General features: G+C 46.4%; 17 protein-coding genes. 7 read left to right on the top strand and 10 right to left on the bottom strand.

Annotated elements, in window-relative coordinates; genetic code table 11:
• Positions 1-88 precede the first annotated feature (88 nt).
• The 3 genes from Q0110_RS05105 (at position 89) to Q0110_RS05095 (ending at position 5,852) form a co-directional block, all read left to right on the top strand.
• Positions 89-2,842, top strand: coding sequence for a LamG-like jellyroll fold domain-containing protein (locus Q0110_RS05105; RefSeq protein WP_366139648.1), 2,754 nt, complete (start codon positions 89-91; stop codon positions 2,840-2,842).
• Positions 2,843-3,223: 381 nt separating this feature from the next.
• Entirely contained in the window at positions 3,224-4,705 is a 1,482-nt protein-coding gene (locus Q0110_RS05100; protein ID WP_297903574.1) for a Gfo/Idh/MocA family oxidoreductase, read from the top strand.
• Positions 4,706-4,751: 46 nt separating this feature from the next.
• The gene (locus Q0110_RS05095; protein WP_297903570.1) at positions 4,752-5,852 is read left to right on the top strand and encodes a sugar phosphate isomerase/epimerase; all 1,101 of its coding nucleotides are present in this window, start codon (positions 4,752-4,754) and stop codon (positions 5,850-5,852) included.
• Positions 5,853-5,933: 81 nt separating this feature from the next.
• Here Q0110_RS05095 and Q0110_RS05090 read toward each other — a convergent pair whose 3' ends face one another.
• The 3 genes from Q0110_RS05090 to Q0110_RS05080 all read right to left on the bottom strand — a co-directional run bounded on the left by Q0110_RS05090 (position 5,934) and on the right by Q0110_RS05080 (position 8,120).
• Positions 5,934-6,209, bottom strand: a complete 276-nt coding sequence (locus Q0110_RS05090) for an HU family DNA-binding protein (protein WP_297903561.1) — start codon at positions 6,207-6,209, stop codon at positions 5,934-5,936.
• A complete protein-coding gene (locus Q0110_RS05085) occupies positions 6,206-7,126 on the bottom strand; it encodes a helix-turn-helix domain-containing protein (RefSeq protein WP_297903557.1) in 921 nt (306 codons plus the stop codon). The genes Q0110_RS05090 and Q0110_RS05085 overlap by 4 nt, the downstream gene beginning before the upstream one ends.
• A gap of 346 nt (positions 7,127-7,472) precedes the next feature.
• Complete coding sequence (locus Q0110_RS05080; protein WP_297903554.1) at positions 7,473-8,120, bottom strand: HAD family hydrolase; 648 nt, start codon at positions 8,118-8,120, stop codon at positions 7,473-7,475.
• A gap of 178 nt (positions 8,121-8,298) precedes the next feature.
• Between Q0110_RS05080 and Q0110_RS05075 the strand changes: the two genes are divergently transcribed.
• On the top strand, positions 8,299-8,541 hold the full coding sequence (locus Q0110_RS05075) for a hypothetical protein (protein WP_297903553.1): 243 nt from the start codon (positions 8,299-8,301) through the stop codon (positions 8,539-8,541).
• Between the two features lie 81 nt (positions 8,542-8,622).
• Here Q0110_RS05075 and rpsA read toward each other — a convergent pair whose 3' ends face one another.
• Entirely contained in the window at positions 8,623-10,413 is a 1,791-nt protein-coding gene (gene rpsA / locus Q0110_RS05070; RefSeq protein ID WP_297903550.1) for a 30S ribosomal protein S1, read from the bottom strand.
• Between the two features lie 218 nt (positions 10,414-10,631).
• Here rpsA and Q0110_RS05065 point away from each other — a divergent pair, with 218 nt between their 5' ends.
• Together Q0110_RS05065 and Q0110_RS05060 are read left to right on the top strand one after the other, a co-directional pair.
• Positions 10,632-12,719, top strand: coding sequence for an ATP-binding protein (locus Q0110_RS05065; RefSeq protein WP_297903547.1), 2,088 nt, complete (start codon positions 10,632-10,634; stop codon positions 12,717-12,719).
• A complete protein-coding gene (locus tag Q0110_RS05060) occupies positions 12,716-14,860 on the top strand; it encodes a HAMP domain-containing sensor histidine kinase (RefSeq protein ID WP_297903544.1) in 2,145 nt (714 codons plus the stop codon). The genes Q0110_RS05065 and Q0110_RS05060 overlap by 4 nt, the downstream gene beginning before the upstream one ends.
• Here the strand turns inward: Q0110_RS05060 and Q0110_RS05055 are convergent.
• Positions 14,805-15,161 carry a hypothetical protein gene (locus tag Q0110_RS05055; protein WP_297903541.1) on the bottom strand — a complete coding sequence of 119 codons (357 nt, stop codon included), beginning with the start codon at positions 15,159-15,161 and terminating at the stop codon, positions 14,805-14,807. The two genes, Q0110_RS05060 and Q0110_RS05055, sit on opposite strands and share 56 nt — an antisense overlap.
• Positions 15,139-15,711, bottom strand: coding sequence for an RNA polymerase sigma factor (locus tag Q0110_RS05050; protein ID WP_297903652.1), 573 nt, complete (start codon positions 15,709-15,711; stop codon positions 15,139-15,141). Before Q0110_RS05050 ends, Q0110_RS05055 begins: the two co-directional genes overlap by 23 nt.
• A gap of 150 nt (positions 15,712-15,861) precedes the next feature.
• On the opposite strand from Q0110_RS05050, the gene Q0110_RS05045 reads away from it, so the two are divergent.
• Positions 15,862-16,269: a DUF6249 domain-containing protein gene (locus Q0110_RS05045; RefSeq protein WP_297903538.1), complete on the top strand. Its 408-nt coding sequence runs from the start codon at positions 15,862-15,864 to the stop codon at positions 16,267-16,269.
• 108 nt (positions 16,270-16,377) lie between these two features.
• On the opposite strand, the gene Q0110_RS05040 is transcribed toward Q0110_RS05045, so the two are convergent.
• The 4 genes from Q0110_RS05040 to Q0110_RS05025 all read right to left on the bottom strand — a co-directional run bounded on the left by Q0110_RS05040 (position 16,378) and on the right by Q0110_RS05025 (position 20,851).
• Positions 16,378-17,019 carry a carbohydrate-binding family 9-like protein gene (locus Q0110_RS05040; RefSeq protein WP_297903534.1) on the bottom strand — a complete coding sequence of 214 codons (642 nt, stop codon included), beginning with the start codon at positions 17,017-17,019 and terminating at the stop codon, positions 16,378-16,380.
• Between the two features lies 1 nt (position 17,020).
• Complete coding sequence (locus Q0110_RS05035; protein WP_297903531.1) at positions 17,021-17,680, bottom strand: LysE family transporter; 660 nt, start codon at positions 17,678-17,680, stop codon at positions 17,021-17,023.
• A gap of 103 nt (positions 17,681-17,783) precedes the next feature.
• The gene (locus Q0110_RS05030; protein WP_297903528.1) at positions 17,784-19,346 is read right to left on the bottom strand and encodes an arylsulfatase; all 1,563 of its coding nucleotides are present in this window, start codon (positions 19,344-19,346) and stop codon (positions 17,784-17,786) included.
• Positions 19,346-20,851 (bottom strand): arylsulfatase, encoded by a 1,506-nt coding sequence (locus Q0110_RS05025; RefSeq protein WP_297903649.1) that lies wholly within the window; start codon positions 20,849-20,851, stop codon positions 19,346-19,348. The genes Q0110_RS05030 and Q0110_RS05025 overlap by 1 nt, the downstream gene beginning before the upstream one ends.
• Between the last annotated feature and the right edge of the window lie 72 nt (positions 20,852-20,923).

The following is a 20,923-nucleotide window of genomic DNA, read 5'->3' as shown; positions in this document are numbered from 1 at the left end:
CGATATAACGCCTCGTTTCCCCGCAGATTATAGAAATGGACACATTTCTGATTGAAAAACATTGCCATGTCGTATTAAAGCCTTATTTTTGGATGGTCTTGTAAATAAGATGTCGTATGCAATGATGGCGTGGATTCGTTATGTATGTTTTATTGTTGGCCTTATGGTTTTCTTGCCGGAGCTGCTTTCGGCACAGCGTTTGGTTTCTCAACGCCAAGAGGACATAGAGGCCGGTCTTTTATATAATGAGAGCGTCTACGTGCTGTCTAACTATTCTTGTTTATCCTCCAATTCTCCGGAAAAACTCTCTTTAGACGAGCTGTTGAAGAAACAGATCGAAGGCTTCTATTTCTATTTGAAACGAGACGCGGAGACAAACGTGTTGTTGCTGAGGAAACCCGATGGGACGTTTACCCCTTTCAATGAATCGCTAAATGCCATTAAGAACGCGTTAGACGCAGACCCGCATAAAGTGATGACCCTTTTCCTCGATTTCTACGTGGAGACGGAACTGGAATCCTCCTTTAAGGAAAGCGGTTTGATGGAATACGTGCTTGAGTATGACGCGAGAAACGGATGGCCCTCCCTGAAAGATATGCTGAGTACCGGGAAGCGGCTGGTCGTTTTCGAGGTTCAAAAACATTTGAACAGCCCGTCGTGGTTGCACAACATGAGAGATTTCGTGGAACATACAGACGCGGATTGGGGAAACCAGTCGGAAGAGGTCGAGAGTTTTGATGAGCGGTTGAAGAAGAGCCTGTCTTTGTTCGCCGGATATAAGTTCTTGGAGACTTCCCGGGGAAATAGTAATGATATCTCGGCTTTGGCCCGTCAGACCCCTTATTTGATAGAATCGTTTAAAAGGGCATGGGTCCGGGATGGTAGGATTCCTAATTTTATCTTGGTAGACAAGTATTATGCGTGGCTGGATGTCTCGTTGGTCACTTTCCGGAATTTCGAGATCATTTATGGTACGGTCACGAGTAACAATGAGCTGCTTAATTACGTGAATTGGGAAGGGATGTCGAACTATACGACTGGTAAATATTGCTTCCCGCTGGAACCCGGGGCCGAGTTGATGCTTTCTCCCGTTTCTCCGGGGTATAAGATAGAGCCGGCCACGGTTTACGTCTCCGGTACCCAAAGGAAGGCTTTCGCCGGCGATTTTAAGGCTAGGCCTTTGCGGATTGATGAGGATATAGAGATCTATTTACCGTTTGACGGCGATGAGAAAGATGACTCGTACAACCGTAATCGCACGGTATCGAGGAATGTGGAGTTTATTCAAGACCCTATACGCGGGCAGGTAGCTTCCTTGGAAGACCAAGCCCGGGTGGATTTGCCGACAGCGTCGGAGCTTCATATGCGAGATCATGATTTCACGGTAGGTGTTTGGCTGAAAATACCTAAGTACATGCCGGAGAAAGAGGATTATTGCATTTTGGGAGCTAAGAACAGCACCTATCAGCAAGCGTTGCATCTGCTGATACGGAACCGGAAGCCTTATATGGGATTCTTCAACAACGACCTGGTGGGCAACACGGTGATTGAGCCGGGTAAATGGTATAATATCGTTTGGCGGTATAATAAGAGTAATGGGGAACAGGCCATTTTCGTGAACGGAGAGCTGGATGCGATTTCTTTCGACCGTCCGGCTTATTTGGGTAGTGATAGCTTGTATGTAGGCTTCGTGAATTTCAGCCAGTCGTCGAATTTCGTGGGGGTGCTGGATAATCTTTGTATATGGTCTCGTGTGTTGAGCGATAAGGAAATATTGGGGTTGAGCAATCAGTTGCTGGATTTGCATGTATCGGATACGGTTACTTGGTTGGATATTCTAGGTATCGCATTGATATTGGTCATTCTGGTTTCGGCGGCTTATCTGGGGTATCGGCGGGTGAGAAAAAGAAAGCCGGAGCAAGAGGAAGCCTGTATAGAAGCAAGAACGGAGGTGGATATAGAACCGGAGGATTCCCCTCGCGAGACACCGGAGGTTGAGGAAGTAGTAAATGTTGAGGAAGAAACCCAGGTAAGGGTTGAGGAGGAAGCCCAAGTAGAGGTTGAAGAGGAAACCGGGGAAAAAGCCGAAGCGGAGAAGGTCCCGGTTATGCGTAACTACATCCGGTTGTTTGGTGATTTCTACGTACTGGATCGGGATGGAAATGATATAACCTCTCTATTTACACCCAAATTGAAGCAATTGTTCATTTTGATCATGCTCTACTCTTCCCGCGGAGGTTCCGGAATATCAAGCAGAGACTTGACACGGATGATTTGGGGAGGGAATAATTCCGTGAAAAACGTGAAAAGCCTTCGAAGTGTGTCTATCTTGAAACTCCGGAAAATATTGGAACGTATTGATACGATGGAGATTGCATTCAACGCGAATCGATATATACTCCTGCTTTCGGAAAATGTCTATTGCGATTATTGGGTTTGCCTGGATCTACTGAAAGATAAACGGGTACGGACTCTGCCGGATTTTGAGCGTTTCTATGATATTATCAGCAAGGGGGAGGTGTTCAAAGGGGAATCGTTTGATTGGATGGACGATTTTAAGAGCTATATCTGTAATAGCACGGTGGATATCTTGTCTCGCTTCATCGATACTTACTCGATCGAGGATGAGGCCGATCGGGTCATTCAGCTAGCCGACCAAATCCTTATAAACGACCCTTGTAATGAGGAGGCGTTGGTATATAAGATCAGGGCCTTGATCTATCAGAATAACTTCAAGCTGGCCCGTTATGTCTACGATCGTTTTTGCGCCTTGTACCAAGATATGTATGGCGAGGCTTTTCCCTCTTCTTTTGAGCGGATCGTACCGACTTCCGTTGATTAATCCGGTCAATCTTTTCCGCGAAGGCTGGGGTGTAAATTGATCCCGGTAAGACAGGCATTGCCTTCTCCCGTGGCAAGGGCTCAAAAAGGCCGTCTGGCCGGTGATAATGATTCATTCGAGTAAGGAGGCTTGTTTTAGCTCATTATCTTTTCAGAGATTTTTTCAATGATTTTTTTTCTTTGTTTATATGTCTGTTGTTTAGGTGGTTATCCTTGTAGGTGGATATGAAATTAGCCTTGAATTAGCCCTTGGTTAATACGCTGTTTAGCGTTTGTTAACTCGTGATTTACTGCCCATCCTTATATTCGCTTCCGTTGTTTTTACGCTAGGACGAAGTTGTGTTTTACTATATATATTTTTTTCGACTTTAAATTTAATACTATGAGTAACACTATGTCTGACAAAAATCCGGCGAACTTCACACGTAGGGAGTTCTTGGGTACGATGGCTGCCGCTGCCGCGTTTACGATCGTACCTCGTTCCGTTTTGGGTGGACCGGGCTATACGGCACCTAGTGATATGGTCAATTTGGCCGGTATCGGTGTGGGTAGCCAAGGTGGTGGCGATATACAGAATATCGCTACTCCGGATGTACCGATTAAAAGGAAACCTTTTGGTGGAGGCGGTATGTTGATGCAGCCTTACGCGGGCATCCAGCCTCCCAGACGGGAACGAAGGGCCTCGGATAACCCTGTGCAAATGGGAGACGCGGAGAAACAATCGTTCAAGCATGCGAATATTTACGCGCTCTGCGATGTAGACCATGATTACTCCGGACATATCTTGGCGGGATACCCGAAAGCGAAGAAATATACCGATTTCCGGGAAATGATCGACAAGGAGAAGGAGATCGACGCCGTATTGATCGGCACTCCGGATCATACCCATGCGGTTATCGCGGCTTATGCGATGAAAGCCGGTAAGCATGTGTTTGTGGAAAAACCAATGGCCAAGACCATTTATGAGACCCGCTTCTTGAGAGATCTGGCGAAGCGAACCGGTGTTGTCACCCAAATGGGTAACCAAGGCCATAATATTGAAGGGACTATGCAGACGGTTGAATGGATCCAAGGTGGCGTGATCGGGGATGTAAGGGAAGTACATTTGTGGACGAACCGTCCGATGTGGCGCCAGGGATATTTTGATCGTCCGGCGGGAGTGGATATTCCATCTGGTCTTGACTATGACGTGTGGTTGGGACCGGCCCCTGAGAAGCCGTATAATCCGGAAATCCTCCATTTCGCTTGGCGCGGGTTATGGGATTATGGAACAGGCGCTATGGGGGATATGGGAGCACATACCTTCGATGCCCCGATATGGGCGCTTAACTTGGGTATGCCTACGAGAATACAGGCTACCTCCACTCCTTACAACAAGGATTACTTGCCTCTGTCGGAATGTGTTACTTATGAGTTCCCGGCTCGTGGAAACATGCCTCCGGTAAAGGTGACTTGGAGTGACGGCGGTATAAAACCGGCCCGTCCGGTGGAATTGGAGCCGAACCGCCAGTTGAGAGAGGCGCTTTATATAGGCGATAAAGGTATGATTATGCATGGTACTCATGGGGCAGAGCCGCAATTGATACCGGAACGGCCGGGATTTATCGCTCCGGAGAAGACATTGAAACGGCCGAGTAATATCTATGTGGATTTTATCGAGGCGATAAAAGAAGGGCGTAAAGCCGCTAATGACTTTGAGGTGTCCGCTAAGTTGACGGAGATCATGTTGTTAACGAATATAGCGGTCGCTGCCCAACGATTGGATCTCACGTTGGAGTATGACGCTGAGAATATGAGAATCACGAATTGCCCGGAGGCGAACGATTATTTCCACTATGAATATCGTAAAGGTTGGAGCCTGTGAGAGACTTTCTTCTAAAGGTTAATATGAATGTATAAATTGGATAGTTATGAATGAAGATGTGAACAAAGGTCAGTCCAGACGAGAGTTTTTGGGAAGATCGGTCGCTGCTTTAGCTGCCGCGTCTTTCCTGCCGGGTGCTTTCTCTTGTACGGGAAAGGGCACGGTTGCCCCGGCACCGGTTGATACGACGACGGCGACAGGTAAGATTAACTCTAAGTTCGGAGGCGTGCAGATCGGTACGATCACGTATAGCTGGCGTTCTATGCCGGGTGGTTTGGAGAATATCATCAAGTATTGCCAGGAGGCGAATATCAGTTCCATCGAATTGATGGGAGGTGATCTGGAAGCTTATTTAGGGGCGCCGGAGAACCCGATGATGAAATTCTTCCGTCAGCAAGCCCCTCCACCAGCGGCGAAGCCGGGCGAGAAACCTGCCGCTCCCGCTCCTCGCCGGATGGGGCCTCCGAAGTTTACCCCGGAACAGCAGGCCGAGATCGACAAATATAAGGAAGAGGTAAAAGCATGGCGCCTCGGGCTGGATTTATCGAAGGTGGAAAGCGCCCGTAAACTATTGAACGACGCTGGGATATCGGCCCATATCGTGAAAATGGAACCTTCCCGGATGGGATCGGACGAGGAGATCGACTATGCGTTTAAGGTTGCCAAGGCTATGGGCGCTAAAGCCGTGACGGACGAGATTAGCCTGGAGACGGCGAAGAGAGTCGCCCCGTTCGCGGAGAAACATGGGATGTATATGGCTTTCCATAATCATATGCAGTATGCGGAAGAAGGGTTTAGCTGCGACCCCGTCTTGGCGGTCTCTCCTTCTATTATGTTGAATTTCGACGCGGGGCACTTCTTTGGCTCTACAGGTATCCATCCGAACGAGATGATCAAGAAGTATCACGACCGGATCTATAGTATACACCTGAAAGATAAGACGGGGCCTACGACCGGAGATCAGCCGAACACAAACCAAGTCTGGGGACAAGGGGAGATGCCCTTGGAAGACGTGCTATTGTTGATCAAACAGGAGAAATGGCCTATCTATTGCGATATAGAACTGGAATACGAGGTCAAGCCTTGGTCTAATTCCGTGAAAGAGGTCGCTACTTGCGTGAAATATGCCCGGCAAATATTGATGTAAGCCTATAGAATGTTGTCTTTGGTAGGTTATTAATAGCTATGACGGAAGGGCCGGTTCTTGTTGGAGCCGGCCCTTTGTTTTTTATTTGTTTATCTTTTTCACCAAGTTTGGGGCGCACTTAAAATGGACAATGGTTCTGGGGATCAACATTAAGGTCTCTCCGCTTCTCGGGTTCCTGGCCAACCGGCTTGTTTGCAAGCGGGGGGTATAGACACCGAAACCTTGTATACATACCTTTTCTCCGGATCTTGTTTTCTCTAAAATAATGTTATTCAGTTCTTCCAATATATACCGGATTTCTTCTTTGTCGTTGCCGACTCTTTTCGATAGTTCCTCGATTAGTTGACTCTTATTCATATCGTATTATTTTTTGAGAAGTTTGTTTTTTGATCTATTGTTAGATATTCTTTCCTGTATTGCAGAGGCGATAGGCCTGTGTGCCTTCGGAAGAAGCGTCCCAATGAGGATTGGTTGGAGAACTTTGTTTTTTCGACAATCTCTTGGATGTTCAAGGTAGAGTTGGTGAGTAATCCCTTTAATTCTAGGATCATATATTCCGTTATCCAATCTTTTGCGGATTTACCGCTTACCTCCTTAACTACCATGGTCAAGTATTTGGGGGTGATGCATAAAGAATTAGCATAGAATGTCACGCTTCTATTTACCTTGTAGTTGTTCATGACCAATTGAAAGAATTTGTGGGTCAGTTCCTTTTTATGGATATCTATCGTTGTTACATTATCTAAAGAATTGACTTTGTAAAAGTTGTATATATCAAGGAAAAATATGCGAAGCAAGAGTATGACCGACTCTCTTCGATACTGGTTTTCCGTGTCAAAAGCCTTTCTAGTGAGTATTTCGAAGAAATCAATGAAAGAAAGTATCTTCACATCCTCCACCTTGAAGTAGTAGTGTTGTCTCATATAGAAAAAGAAATGTGGCGAGAAACGACTGATACCACTCAATATATCGGTGTAAAATGACTCCGTAATCGTGAAATATCTGATTTGGAAATCCACGCTAACATCCGTTAATGAGACCAATTGCCCCGGCAAGATGATGATGAGTTCTTTAGGGGTTATAATGTGCTTGTTGGAATAGATATCTATTTTAGCGTTTCCTTTTAGGCAATAGATGACAATCCCTAATTCCATGTAAGAAGGGTAAGTCGTAATAGGGAGTTCCTTGGAAAGCGTATAGACTTTGAAGTCTTTTTCCAATGAGTAATCAACACCACTATTTGGTTCAGCTATTTTCTTTGTATATCCCGACATTATTTTAGCCTATGTTTCTTGTGTAAAAATATAACTTCGTCTTTTACCATATTTATCTAGTGGTCGTTTGGTATAATATTGCAGAAATATGGGTATCGTTTTGGCGTTTTTTAAATCTTACGTTGCCTGATGCCTTGAAAAATAACCGCTATTGAAAGTTTTTGTTTATGCCTTTAATGATTTTTTATAGGTGCGATCAAGGGGGATATTAAGGGTGATTTCTACGTTGGAGTTTGTATGGATCGAGTAGGATATGTACGGGGAAATGTTCGGGGTTAAGGTAAAAGATAAGCGTGCGAGACGAAACCTCGAAAGAGTGTCTCGCACGGTTGGATTGGTTCTTCTTTTAGATGAACTTGAGTATATCTTCCGCTTTTTCCGCTATATGGGCAGGCGCGTATTTCTCTAATTCCGCACGTGGGCGAAAACCCCATGTCACTCCGCAGGAGGTCACTTCGCTATTGATAGCCGTCTGCATGTCTACGTCTGAATCTCCGACATAAAGGGTATCCTCCTTGGATATACCCGTCTGTCCTACGATCTCATTGACGATGCTGGGATCTGGTTTGGCCTTTACTCCTTCCCGCTGCCCGAGTACTTCTGCGAATCGTATGGTAGGGAAGAAATAGGCGATGAGCTTGCGTGTGGCGGCCTGGTACTTATTTGAGGCGACCGCCAGTTTTATTCCCCTTTCCTGCAACTCTGCCAATAGCTCTGGTATACCGGGGTAGGGGGCGCTACGATCTGTATTGTGCTGGTCGTAATGCTTTAGGAATTCTATTCTTACCTTTAATATATTCTCTTCTGTTTTCTCGCCTTCGGGCAACGCGCGCTCAAATAATTTATTGATACCGTTTCCAACGAAGAAGTTATACTCATTTACGTCATGCGTAGGGAAACCGTTTTGCCGTAACGCATGATTTGTACTCTGGGCCAAATCTGCGATTGTATTTAATAATGTCCCGTCAAGATCAAATATTACTAATTTTTTCATTTTAGTTTTCTGGCAAAATTAATGGAATGTGGAGACATGCTTTCCCTTTTGACTGATAAAATAGATGAACCGATACAAAAATAGATAAAAGTAGTAGCTCGTATATAAGTTATTTGTATCTTTAGGACAGGAATAGAAATCCTTTGTAATATATTGTATAACCTAAAATTGGAACATCATGGGAAAGAATCAATTAATTCACGGGAATGAATTTCATTTACTCAAACAATCTGAGATTCATAAAGCTACAGGAAAGTTGGTAGAGTCACTAAACTTGGCGGCCGGTTCTACGGGAGGTTTTGATATTTATAAAGTTGTTGAGACTTATTTTACGGATTTGGAAAAAAGAAAGGAGATCAATGATTTATTAGGTATTTCCGAGCCATGTGATATACGTGCCACGGAAGAATGTTTCTCTTAAATAAGCAATAATAGGAATAACATAGAAAAAGGAGATACCTGAATCAGATATCTCCTTTTATTATATCCCAAAAAGGACCAATTACTTACCAGAAAGTTTTTCTTTCAAAGCAGCCAATTCTTCGATGTCACCAAGTGTAGTCTTTTCAACCGGACCGGTTACCATCGTAGACTCCTCTTCTTTCTTACCGCCACGTTTAGAGGATGCTTTCTTGTCGGAAGCAGCCTTAGCGCCTTTTTGCTCATCTTCGAAGATGCGGCTGTGAGAAAGGATGATACGTTTAGCTTCCTTGTTGAACTCGATAACCTTGAATGAAAGTTTCTCGTCTACCTGAGCTTGAGAACCATCTTCTTTTACAAGGTGTTTCGGAGTAGCGAAACCTTCTACGCCATAAGGCAAGGAGATAACGGCACCCTTATCCAATACTTCGATGATCGTTCCTTCGTGGATAGAACCAACCGTGAAGATCGTTTCGAATACATCCCAAGGATTCTCTTCCAATTGCTTGTGGCCTAAGCTTAAGCGACGGTTTTCCTTGTCGATTTCCAATACTTGAACCTCGATCTCTGCGCCGATCTGAGTGAACTCAGACGGGTGTTTGATCTTCTTCGTCCAAGACAAGTCGGAGATATGGATCAAGCCGTCAACACCTTCCTCGATTTCTACGAATACACCGAAGTTAGTGAAGTTACGAACCTTAGCCATATGACGAGAACCTACCGGGAAGCGCTCCTCGATATTTTCCCAAGGATCAGCTTTCAATTGCTTGATGCCAAGAGACATCTTACGCTCGTCGCGATCCAAAGTCAAGATTACGGCCTCGATCTCGTCGCCTACCTTCATGAAGTCTTGAGCGGAGCGTAAGTGCTGTGTCCAAGACATTTCTGAAACGTGGATCAAACCTTCTACGCCCGGAGCGATCTCGATGAACGCACCGTAGTCGGCCATAACGACAACTTTACCCTTAACCTTGTCGCCAACCTTCAAGTTCGGATCCAAAGCATCCCATGGGTGCGGAGTCAATTGCTTCAAGCCAAGAGCGATACGTTTCTTCTCGTCGTCGAAATCCAAGATAACAACGTTGATCTTCTGGTCAAGCTGAACGATTTCTTCCGGATGAGAAACACGTCCCCAAGAAAGGTCCGTGATGTGGATCAAACCGTCTACGCCACCCAAGTCGATGAATACACCGTAAGAAGTGATGTTCTTGACAGTACCTTCCAATACCTGTCCTTTCTCCAATTTGGAGATGATATCTTTCTTCTGTTGTTCCAACTCAGCCTCGATAAGAGCCTTGTGAGATACAACAACATTCTTGAATTCTTGATTGATCTTAACAATCTTGAATTCCATAGTCTTACCTACAAATACATCGTAGTCGCGGATCGGTTTAACATCGATCTGAGAACCCGGCAAGAACGCTTCGATACCGAATACGTCAACGATCATACCGCCCTTCGTACGACATTTAATGTAACCTTTGATAATTTCGTCTTTTTCAAGAGCCTCGTTAACACGATCCCAAGAACGTGTAGCGCGTGCTTTCTTGTGTGAAAGGATCAATTGTCCTTTTTTGTCTTCTTGGCTCTCGATGTAAACCTCTACCTCGTCGCCAATCTTTAAATCCGGGTTGTAACGGAACTCGGACATAGGAACAACACCGTCAGATTTGAAACCGATGTTTACAACAACCTCACGTTTGTTCATTGAAGTAACGGTACCCATAACCACTTCTTTGTCTTTTACCGTGTTCAGGGTCTCGTCATACGTTTTTACAAGATCGTCCTTGCTTACCTCGGTGTAAGTCTCGCCTTGCTCGAAAGCGTCCCAGTTGAAATCTTCAACTGGCTGGATGTTTTTTAAATTTTCCATTCTTTAATTGTTAATACTAAGTTTGTTTTAATTAGTAAGTTAGACTTTATGTTGTCATCTCTCAAAAATCGGGGCAAAGGTAATGCTTTTTTTCTGACTGACAAGTGTTTTTAAGGGTAAAAACATCAGGTTCAGGCTGTACCGGTCGTAAATACGGAAAACTGTTGATTTTTATTGATATTTATTTTGTAAGTTTGCAAGTTGTAAGCGATAAATCAATGAGTAGAGGATTTTTAAGAAAGTCCAGCGTCAATGCTTTTATAGGAATGGTATGGATTTTGTTTGCGGTGAGCGCGGGGGCGCAGAATGCCGTGAGCAAATTTCGTGCGGATAGCATACGCCAATCTTTATCGCATGTCCAGAAGCCCCAGGACAAGATTCCCCTTTTAAAAGAATTGGTCGGTTTGTATTGGCAATTGCCGGAGGAAGTCCCGGCATTAAGAGAGATAATCGATGTCGCTCTGCCTTTGGATTCCATCGGGATCGTGTACGATGCGATGGCCGGCTTGAGCCGTCATTATTTTAATGCGGGAAACAGGGATAGCTTATTGTATTGGGTGGGGCAGTTGGATTCATTGGCCTCGAAAAGACATGAGACACCCAGAGGCTTGTTTTTGTCCGGCAGTTTGGTTTGCCAGGATTACTTATGGTCCGGTAGTTATGAGTTGGCTATGGATAGGGCCATGCAATATCTGGATTTGGCCCGGGAAAGTAAGAACGATTATGGCCTATTGCGGGCCTATCGTGATTTAGGGATGGTTTATCAACGGATTAAAAGAGACAGCGATGCGGTGGAGGTATTTCGGAAAGGCTTGCATTTGCTGAAAGAGGAGAAAGCGAATCCTACTTTCCGGATTATGTATTTATCCAATATGCTGGAGTCTACCTTGTTATTAGGGCAATTGCCCGAATCGGAGGCGCTTTTGAGGCAGTATGAGTTTCTGTTGGATTCTTTGGAGAGGAAATATGATCAGGAAGGAAAGATCTTCCCGGTAACACGCCATCGTTGTTTGGTAAGTTGTTATTTCTGCGAATTGTATACTATGGAGGGCGATTTGAGAAAGGCGCAAACCTGTTTGGACAGGGCGACCGCTTTTTTGGACAGTTCCTTCGGAAGCAGGGTAGAAGCCCAATACCTCCGGACAAAATCATTTTATTATTGGAAAAAGAAGGATTATAGACATGCGTTGTCTGCCGTTAATTTGGCTCTAAAGATTAATCGTGACTTGGATAAGTTAGAGATGAAGAAAGCCATATTGCAATCGTCCGGCCAATTGCGGGAAGCGATCACTATCTATGAGGAGATCATCCGTAAAACGGAAAAGATCAACATGGAGGCATTCGACCGGCAGATCGAGCAACTCCGTACCTTGAACGACTTGAACGATTTGGAAAAGCAAGATCGGGAGTTGAAGTTGCGAGCGGAGCAGGAGTCTTTGAAACAAAGGCAAATCATTGTCTCTATCTGCTTTCTGTCCGTCTTGATGGGTTTGATTTATGTGTTATGTCGGATCTATCTACATACCAAGCGATTGAAAAACGAGTTACTTCAAGAGAAAGACTCCTTGATCGCTTCGGAAAAGCAACTTCGGGCTGTTACGGAGGAAGCGGAGGCGGCGAATAGGAAGAAAAGCGCTTTCATCGCCAATATCAGCCATGAGGTACGTACGCCATTGAACGCGATTGTCGGGTTTTCCGAATTATTGGCGAGTAGCGAGTATAGCGAGGAGGAAAAGATTGAGTTTGCCGAAGAGGTGAATCATAGCTCGGAGTTGTTATTGAATCTGGTGAATGATGTCCTCGACTTGTCTCGTTTGGAATCCGGCAAGATCAAGTTCAGTGTAAAGCCTAGCGACTTGGTCGCTTGTTGCCAAAAGGCGTTGGATTCGATCCGGCACCGTGTGAAGCCTGGGGTTCGGTTGACTTTCACGTCCTCTCCGGAAGCTTATTCCTTAAAAACGGATGCCTTGCGTTTACAGCAATTATTGACTAATTTATTGTCGAATGCCGCTAAATTCACCTCCGAGGGAGAAATCAACCTCTCCTTTGTCGTAGACGAGAGCAGGGGTGAGGTCTGTTTCTCCGTAACGGATACAGGCTGCGGGATCCCGGAGGATAAATGTAAGAAAATATTCGAGCGGTTTGAGAAACTAGACGACTTTATCCAAGGTACCGGTTTGGGGTTATCTGTTTGCCAGATCATCTCGGAGCAACTTAAAGGATCTTTATCCGTGGATATCTCTTATAAAGACGGTGCCCGGTTTGTCTTTATACATCCGACAAATTTAATTGAGACCCCTATATGAGACAGATGAATCGACTCTATAATCGGATACTTACACGTATAGGGATGATCGTTATCATCTCCTTCTGCATATTTTGCGGTTCGGTGAAATCTTCCGCGCCTCCCCCTGCCAAAGATCGTTTGACGGAGATCGACAGCTTGAATAAATTATTGTCGGACTGCCCTACGGTAGCCTCTACCTTACCCATATTGCAACGGTTGGCTTTGCTGTATCAGCAATATCCCGAGATGAAGGCTTATAATGAGCGTCTTTACAAGAGCGCTCTGGAGATAGATTCCGTATCTATCGCATATTGGGGATTGAAAAACCTGGCCGAGTACTATTACAATCTGTCTATGCGCGATAGTTTGAAATATTATTGCGATATCGTAGACTCTATCGCTAAGGCCCGCCATGAATATCCGAATGAGCTGTTTGAGGTAAAAAGTTTTTCCAGCCAAGACCTCCTCTGGCTTGGGATTTATGAGTTAGCGATGAGCGAGGCGATGGATTTGTATCGGATGGCGAGCGATTTGGACCATAAATATGGTTTGCTCCGTTGCTCCGAGACCTTGGGGCTGATTTACCAACAAATCCGGAGAGACAGTGATGCCGTGGCCTCATTTCAAGAGAGCTTAGACTTATTGAAGGATATAAAGGACGTACCGAATATCTTGGATACAGAAATCCGCCTGACCTCTTATCAGTTGGAGAGTAGCGTGCGGACAAAGCAGTATGCGCTGACGGAACGGATCTTGGAGCAATATAAGACTTTGTTGGACGAGCGATATAAACTCAACCAAGAGGAAGGCGAGCTTTTGCCTATTGAAAGGGAGTATTGGTTACTTTATTCTTTCTACGCGAGTTTTTATCTTTCGAAAGGAGATTTGGCGAATGCCAAGGAAGCATTGGATAAGGCTTCTTCCTATGTAGGCAGCAACTGGATCGAGGGAGATTATGTGGTCAATACCTATCTGGCGGTCAAGGCCCGTTATTATAAGGCGGCTGGAGATATTCCGTTGGCCCTTCATTATATAAATGAGTTGCTGGAGACCGAGCGGCTACCCGAGGATATCCAGTTCAAGGCAGATATCTTGAAGGAGCGGGGCCAGTTGAAGGAAGTCATGGCCTTGTATGATGAGCTTTATAGTACGATGACACGGAAAAGGGGAACCTCTTTTCTCCGGCAGGTGAATCAATTGCAGGCCTTGCATGAGCTGCATGAAAAGGAATTGAAAGAGACGGAGCTGGAGGAAGCCGGGCGGCGTATCGAGCGGAAGCAGGATTTGTTGATTTTTATCCTGTCCGTGTCAGTCGTGTTATCGATCCTTCTCTATACCTTATATTTATACTACCGTCGTTTACGATCTTTGAAGAACCAATTGCAACAAGAAAAAGACCTGCTTCTGGAGTCTCAAAGACGATTGATGAGGGAAAAGACCCGTGCGGAGGAGGCCAGTCTGATGAAAAGTGCTTTCTTGGCTAATATGAGCCATGAGATCCGGACTCCCTTGAACGCCATAGTTGGTTTCTCCAGCTTGTTGGTAGAGCCTTCTACCGATTCGGGAGAACGGGAGGAATACTCGTCTATCATACGGAATAACACGGATTTGATGTTGAACCTGGTAAACGATGTGTTGGATTTATCCCGGATGGAAACCGGAGATCTTCATTTTAATATCAAGGATTACCCGCTTTTGGAGTGTTGTCAAATGGCTTTGGAAAGTGTACGTTACCGGATACCGCAAGGGGTTAAACTGACTTTTTCTCCTGCCGGAGAACCGATTGTGGTACACGTGGATAACTTGCGCCTGCAGCAATTACTGACGAATCTGTTGACGAATGCCGCTAAATTCACGGAGGAAGGCGAGATTAATCTATCGTTCCAGCTTGAGCCGGACCGGAAAAAAGTGCGTATCGCTGTTACGGATACGGGCGTGGGTATTCCTCTTGAAAAGCAAGCCTCCATATTCAACCGTTTTGAGAAGTTGGACGATTACAAGCCCGGAGCGGGCTTAGGGCTTTCTATCTGCCTTCTGATTGCCGAGCGCCTGAACGGTTCCCTGTCTATAGACTCCTCATATACAGACGGAGCACGTTTCGTTCTTATCCTTTCTTGCGAAATAGATCCCGCAATTTATAATCCGCAAATAGAAGAATAAGCGTGATAGCTCCTATATATAGGTAGAAAGTCAGCGCCGATGTACTTATGGTACAGACGGCCATTTTGGGTATCTCCATGTAGATAAAAGCTACGACCGCGAGAGAAATCATGACAAGCGACGCCAGTATAGTCGCTAGCAAGCTAAAGCGCTCGTTGCGTTTCTTCGCCTTTGCGGATTCAAGCATGATCTGTCGCATTACGTTCGAGCGGAACGAGGCGGGCAGTTCTTCTTCCGGCATGCGCTTGAATAAATCCCCCAGCAAATCAGGTTGTTCCTTATTTATGTTCATCTTGCTCATGATCCATCCTTTTTAATAATGCAAACAATTTCTTTCGGATTCGATGTAGCTTGACTTTAATGTTCGAAGCGGTCAGGCCTGTGATAGAGGCTAATTCCTCTATTGATTTTTCTTGCCAATAAAAGAGTAAGATCAAAGCCCGTTCGTCTGGAGGAAGTTGCCCTAGGGCGGTTTCCAGCCTTTGGGTCTGCTCCGCTACCTCGGTTTGTCCGAGCAGGTTTGCGACCTCCTCTTCCGATACGTTTTCAAGTGTTGCTTCCTCTATCGTCAGGAACTCGTGTCTCTTTTTTCTTACAGACGATATCGCTGTATTATAAGCGATCCGGTAGATCCATGTTGAGAAACTGCAATCCCCTTTGAATGAGGATAATCCCTTGAATACTTTCATAAACGTGTCTTGAGCCAACTCCTCGGCATCCTCTCTGCTTCGTACCACCTTGAGGATCAACGAATGGATCGGGCGGCTGTACTTATCCAAAAGGCAAGCGAAACATGCCATGTCCCCTGCTTGTATCCTTTGTATATAATATGTATCGGTATACAGCTCCATCGTACTTAATGGACGCAAGCCGGGTAAATAGGTTACAATTTACCGTAACAAAAATAAAAAATATTTTTTAAGCCGAAGATGTAACCTGTGGGAATGTATTGCGTCAAATCGGTAAGCAAGATAAAAAGAATCAATTAAAATTATACGGTTATGATGGATTTTATTTCTGTTCCGCTAGTTGTCGGAATCGTTTGCGCCGGTATTTACGGGTTGTTTGAGTTGTTTGTCCGCAAGAGAGAACGTTTGGCCATAATCGAGAAGATCGGTGATAAGCTAGATGCTTCTGCCTTCGACGGTAAGTTGGGTTTGCCCAATTATATGCGGAATTTCTCGTTCAGTAGCTTAAAGGCCGGATGTCTTTTGGCAGGGGTTGGATTAGGCCTGTTGGTCGGTTTTATCATTAACATGTGTATGGCGACAAATTCTTATTATGATGATAGTTGGTATAGGCATGAGGTGGCGGGTACGGCTTATGGGGCTTCGGTTCTTTTATTCGGGGGAATCGGCTTGATAATAGCCTTCGTTATAGAACAGAGACTAAGTAAGGATAATAAATAACCATAGGCTTACTGGTAGAGACGCAGCGTGCTGCGTCTCATCACTGTCTGATAGTATTCTAAGTTACTATTTTGAGGGGATGAGACGCAGCACGCTGCGTCTCTACTACTACAAATAGATTTCTCCGAAGAATTCCGGGCAATGGAAATTAGGTTCGGGAAGGTCGATCGGGCTCCAGCTCACGAAATGCGGGTCCATCGTCTCATCGGCGCATTTATAGAAGTTCCCTAGTATTTTCTCCGGCAGGTTGTCCGGATCTAACCCCATTAGCTTAAGGGGAATGACCACGATCAGGCTCCATGCGTGAATACCCTTGATTTCCCCGAACGCTTTCCTTTTCAAAGACGGAAGCCTTATGATGCTTTTATACTCCTCTTGCGAGAGCGAAGTCTTCGAATCCCGTGAGGTACGGCGGGCGGCGTCGCAAGTACCGATACAATTAAACTCGAAATTCATGTAATGCGAGTCTCCCTCCTTTTTCATGAAAAATTCCACGCAACTATCTTTATGGACTTGCGAGTTGTCTCTCTCGTAAGATGCCTTTAGCGAGTTGCCCTGCACGCAATATCGTATATATAGGTTTTTCTCTGTCCGGGCTATGTTAAAGGCGGTGATAGGCTTGTATGGATAATCGCTCCAGTTGGCGTGAGTGATGAACTCTCGTTGGGAACGTATCTCTAGGATCGGTTCGATGGATGTTATGTCGAGTACATCCAGAACAGGAATAGTAGGAACTTTCAGTCTTCTCATTTTAACTATAGATTTGAAGTAAAGGCCATTGCAAGTAGGAGGTCAACAAGACCGAAAGAGCGCCGATAATAGACAATCCTATAATGACAGAGCCCACGATCCGGTTTAACAACCAAATACCTCTAACATTGAACCTTTTTCTCAGTTTTCCAATAATATATGTTATGCCGAACCACCAAAGAACGGCTCCTAGCCCTATACAAACGATACCCAGCGCCAGCAACCAGAACGAATGTTCGGGTAGCACGAATCCGAACCGGGCGAATAATCCGATATAGAGTAAGACGATCAAAACGTTGCTAAAGGTAAGTAGAAAAGCCGTAATAAAATCTTGAGTGAACGATAATTTTTTTTCTCGTTGCTTCTTTAGGTTCCGTGTCGGGTTACTTTGGAAGATAAAATACCCGAAAATGCCGAGAACAATACTTCCTATCAATTGCAAAGGCGCTTGGTTAGCCTCCACGAAATTAACGACCACTCCCATGCCCAGGCAGGTCAGTGCCGCGTAAATAACATCGGATAGAGCGGCCCCTAATCCGGTGACGAACCCGTGCCAACGTCCTTTATTTAGTGTTCTTTGTATACAGAGCATACCGATTGGGCCCATCGGGGCCGAGACCAATACGCCGATAATGATTCCTTTACTAACGATTCCTAGCATTAAGTCGAACCTCTTCTGATTTCTCAGGCAAAGATACATCCATTCCACGACAAAAAAAAGGTAAAAAACGTGAGAGGATGCGGGGACGGGTCTCGCTCGTCCCTTATTTCGGGAAATTGGGGCTGTACAATAGGGTCGTATCGAGAGTCATCAATTTACCGTCTTTCACGAATGCATCTCCTCGCTCGGACAGATGCTTTACCATCGCCTTGCGTAGTTCGGACAATTGAGCCTGATAGGCCGCGTCCTCGCTAAGGTCATGCGTCTCTCCCGGGTCTTCCCGCAAATCGAACAACTGCTCGCTTCCGTTATGGAAGTTCCGGATATACTTAATCTTCCCGTCGGTAAGGGCGGCCCAGTAATTATCGTCGCTATAGCAAGTGGCGTGTTCCATGTCTATATAGGGGCGCCATTGTGCCTGCTGTCCTTGGATCAGCTTGAGCAAAGATCGCCCATCCATATCGGGAGGAATCGACCCGCCGGCGATGTCGATAAAGGTCGGCAAGAAGTCTCTCAGTTCTACAGGCTGTTCTATGCGGCTTCCGTCCGGTATGGATTTGGATATACCGGCGGGCCATTTTACGATATAAGGTATATGAGCCGAACCTTCATATGGATAGGTTTTCCGCCAATGATAATGATCGCCCAACATGTCGCCATGATCTGCCGTAAAACAAATCAAGGCATTGTCGTACATACCTTTCTCCTTCAAGGTCTGGATGATTTGCCCTACTTGATCGTCGATAAAGGTGATGTTGGCGTAATAATGGCGACGGGAGTTTATGGCATACGCATCCCCGAAATTGCCGAACGGGGCATCCGATGCTCCTTGGAGGGGATCTTTCGGCTCGGCGTATCGTCCGCACCAATCTCCTATATAGGGTTTCGGGATATCCGCGTCCTTATACATATCCAGATAACGTTGAGGCGGATCATAAGGACTATGCGGGCGGGCGAATGACACCTTGAGAAATAAGGGCTTGTCATTCTCGTAATTACGGATCAACTCGCAGGCGGTCTGTCCGGTCCAAGCCGTTGGATGAAGCCGTTCGTCTAACTTATAGACACCGGCGGCATGGTCGTTCCAGCCGATACCCGTAAGATCCGGGTCTTTTCCGGGCGCCTGTAATTGAAACCACTCCCGGTAATCGCTGATGAAATCGGGGCTTTCCACCCGGCCGCTCTCGTCGATCAAGGTCGCGTGGAATCCGTGAAGCGCTTTCTGCGGAAACCAATGCATCTTACCGATCCCGAAAGTATAGTACCCCAGATTCCGCATCATCTGAGGCATCTCGTAACGATACTTCAAGGCCATGCGTCCGTATCCCAGCATACCATGATGCCAAGGAGACATCCCGGTCAATAAACCGGCACGTCCCGGAGTACTGCTTGGAGCGGAGGAATATCCGCTCACGAACAACGAGCCTTCTTGCGCCAGCCGGTCGATATTCGGTGAGATCACCGCCTTGTTTCCCATGCAGCCGAGGGCATCGCCCCGTTGTTGATCGGTCATGATCAAGATGATATGCGGCTTCCCGCTTTTTACGGGCATGGCGGGAGAGACGGCAGCCTCTGCCTCTTTCCCGCTTTTGTTATGCGCCATCCCCGGAAGTGTCGCGCCCAGACCGATTCCGAGGGATGATTTAATGAAGTTTCTTCTTTCCATTATTTAGCCTTGATTGTTTGGTCTCGAACTCCTTTTAAGATTCCCTGCAATTGGAATACGATCTCCGGATGTTGCAAGGCCTTGTTTCCTTCCTCGTAGACCTTCGTCATGTCGTATAACTGGGGCTCGGAGGTATAACCGGTCTCTATGTTCTCATGCCGCATGATGGCGGGCCCGGCGCTCGGCTCGATGTATTTCCAATCCTTCGTGCGGACGGAGAGCGCTTTGTTAAGCGCTTGCTCGATCACCCACGGGCGGTCTTCCTTGCTTTTCCCGATCCAGGTATCCAGATAATCGTAGCTATCCGGCGCGCTACCTTCCGGAAGGCGGGAGCGGGTTAATGAGGCAAGGGAGGCGAACCAGTCGATTTGGCTTACTAAGGCGTCGGATACGGCGGGTTGCCTGATCTCTCTCGGCCAATGCACGATGGCGGGGATACGGGTTCCCCCTTCGAAAGCGCTGTATTTGTTACCTCTGAGAGGCCCGGCGGGTTTATGGTCGCCCAGGAGTTCCGCGGCCCGGTCCGCGTAACCGTCGTCAACGACAGGGCCGTTGTCGCTTGACAAGATAATCAAGGTATTCTCGGTCAGCCCCGCCTCGTCCAGTGTTTTCATCAATTGGCCCACGCTCCAGTCGAATTGCTCGATAGCGTCGCCCCTCATACCCATCGGGTTCTTCCCCCGGAAGCGGTCGTGCGGGAAACGGGGTACATGCACATCGTTCGTGGCGAAATACATGAAGAAAGGCTTCCCTTTATTCTCCTTGATGAAATCGATGGCGTGCGTCACGATCGAGTCGGCTATATTCTCGTCTTTCCAAAGCGCCTTGCCGCCGCCTTTCATATAACCGATGCGGCTGATCCCGTTTACGATGGATTGATCGTGCCCGAAGCTAGGCTTCAGGTTATATAATAATTCCGGGTTATCCTTTCCGGTAGGTTCTCCGGGAAAGTTTTTCTGGTAACTGACGTAGATCGGGGCATCCGGATCGTAATTCGCCACTTGCCCGTTCTCGATAAATACGCAAGGAACGCGATCTGCCGTAGCCGCCATGATATATGAATAGTCGAATCCCAAGTCGCCCAAGGCGGTAGGGAGTGGGGCGTTCCAGTCCTGCTCGCCCGATTTGTCTCCCAGGCCAAGGTGCCATTTGCCGATAGCGGCCGTGGCGTATCCGGCGTTCTTGAACATGTCGGCAATCGTGTAACGTTCCGGCCGTATGATCATTCCGGCGTTCCCGGCGGCGATGTCTGTTCCCGGCCGGCGCCAAGCATATTCTCCGGTTAGCATGGAATACCGGGAAGGCGTGCTGGTGGAGGCGGTAGCGTGAGCGTTGGTGAAGCGGATACCGTTCTTGGCGAGCCGGTCGATGTTCGGGGTCTTCGCTTGCGTCCCGCCGTAGCATTCCAGGTCTCCGTATCCCAAGTCATCGGCGTAGATGAACAATACGTTTGGCATTTTAGGTACAATCTCCTGTCTTTGTTGGCCTTTCGCGCTACCGGCCATTAGGAGCGAGGCTCCGATCCCTGCGATAAGTGTTGGTTTCATGCTGTTTATTTTTAGATATTTGTTTGGTCG

This window comes from uncultured Parabacteroides sp. (genome assembly GCF_947855115.1).
Taxonomy (GTDB): Bacteria; Bacteroidota; Bacteroidia; order Bacteroidales; family Tannerellaceae; genus Parabacteroides.
The sequence above is the reverse complement of the archived record's forward strand: the minus strand, read 5'-3'. Positions and strand labels throughout refer to the sequence as shown.

Coding starts and splice junctions, on each gene's coding strand:
- Q0110_RS05025 (WP_297903649.1), bottom strand. CDS start 20,851: ATGGCCGGTAGCGCGAAAGGCCAACAAAGACAGGAGATTGTACCTAAA.
- Q0110_RS05045 (WP_297903538.1), top strand. CDS start 15,862: ATGATGGATTTTATTTCTGTTCCGCTAGTTGTCGGAATCGTTTGCGCC.
- Q0110_RS05090 (WP_297903561.1), bottom strand. CDS start 6,209: ATGAATAAGAGTCAACTAATCGAGGAACTATCGAAAAGAGTCGGCAAC.
- Q0110_RS05080 (WP_297903554.1), bottom strand. CDS start 8,120: ATGAAAAAATTAGTAATATTTGATCTTGACGGGACATTATTAAATACA.
- Q0110_RS05050 (WP_297903652.1), bottom strand. CDS start 15,711: ATGGAGCTGTATACCGATACATATTATATACAAAGGATACAAGCAGGG.
- Q0110_RS05030 (WP_297903528.1), bottom strand. CDS start 19,346: ATGGAAAGAAGAAACTTCATTAAATCATCCCTCGGAATCGGTCTGGGC.
- Q0110_RS05060 (WP_297903544.1), top strand. CDS start 12,716: ATGAGACAGATGAATCGACTCTATAATCGGATACTTACACGTATAGGG.
- Q0110_RS05100 (WP_297903574.1), top strand. CDS start 3,224: ATGAGTAACACTATGTCTGACAAAAATCCGGCGAACTTCACACGTAGG.
- Q0110_RS05055 (WP_297903541.1), bottom strand. CDS start 15,161: ATGAGCAAGATGAACATAAATAAGGAACAACCTGATTTGCTGGGGGAT.
- rpsA (WP_297903550.1), bottom strand. CDS start 10,413: ATGGAAAATTTAAAAAACATCCAGCCAGTTGAAGATTTCAACTGGGAC.
- Q0110_RS05035 (WP_297903531.1), bottom strand. CDS start 17,680: ATGCTAGGAATCGTTAGTAAAGGAATCATTATCGGCGTATTGGTCTCG.
- Q0110_RS05040 (WP_297903534.1), bottom strand. CDS start 17,019: ATGAGAAGACTGAAAGTTCCTACTATTCCTGTTCTGGATGTACTCGAC.
- Q0110_RS05085 (WP_297903557.1), bottom strand. CDS start 7,126: ATGTCGGGATATACAAAGAAAATAGCTGAACCAAATAGTGGTGTTGAT.
- Q0110_RS05095 (WP_297903570.1), top strand. CDS start 4,752: ATGAATGAAGATGTGAACAAAGGTCAGTCCAGACGAGAGTTTTTGGGA.
- Q0110_RS05075 (WP_297903553.1), top strand. CDS start 8,299: ATGGGAAAGAATCAATTAATTCACGGGAATGAATTTCATTTACTCAAA.
- Q0110_RS05065 (WP_297903547.1), top strand. CDS start 10,632: ATGAGTAGAGGATTTTTAAGAAAGTCCAGCGTCAATGCTTTTATAGGA.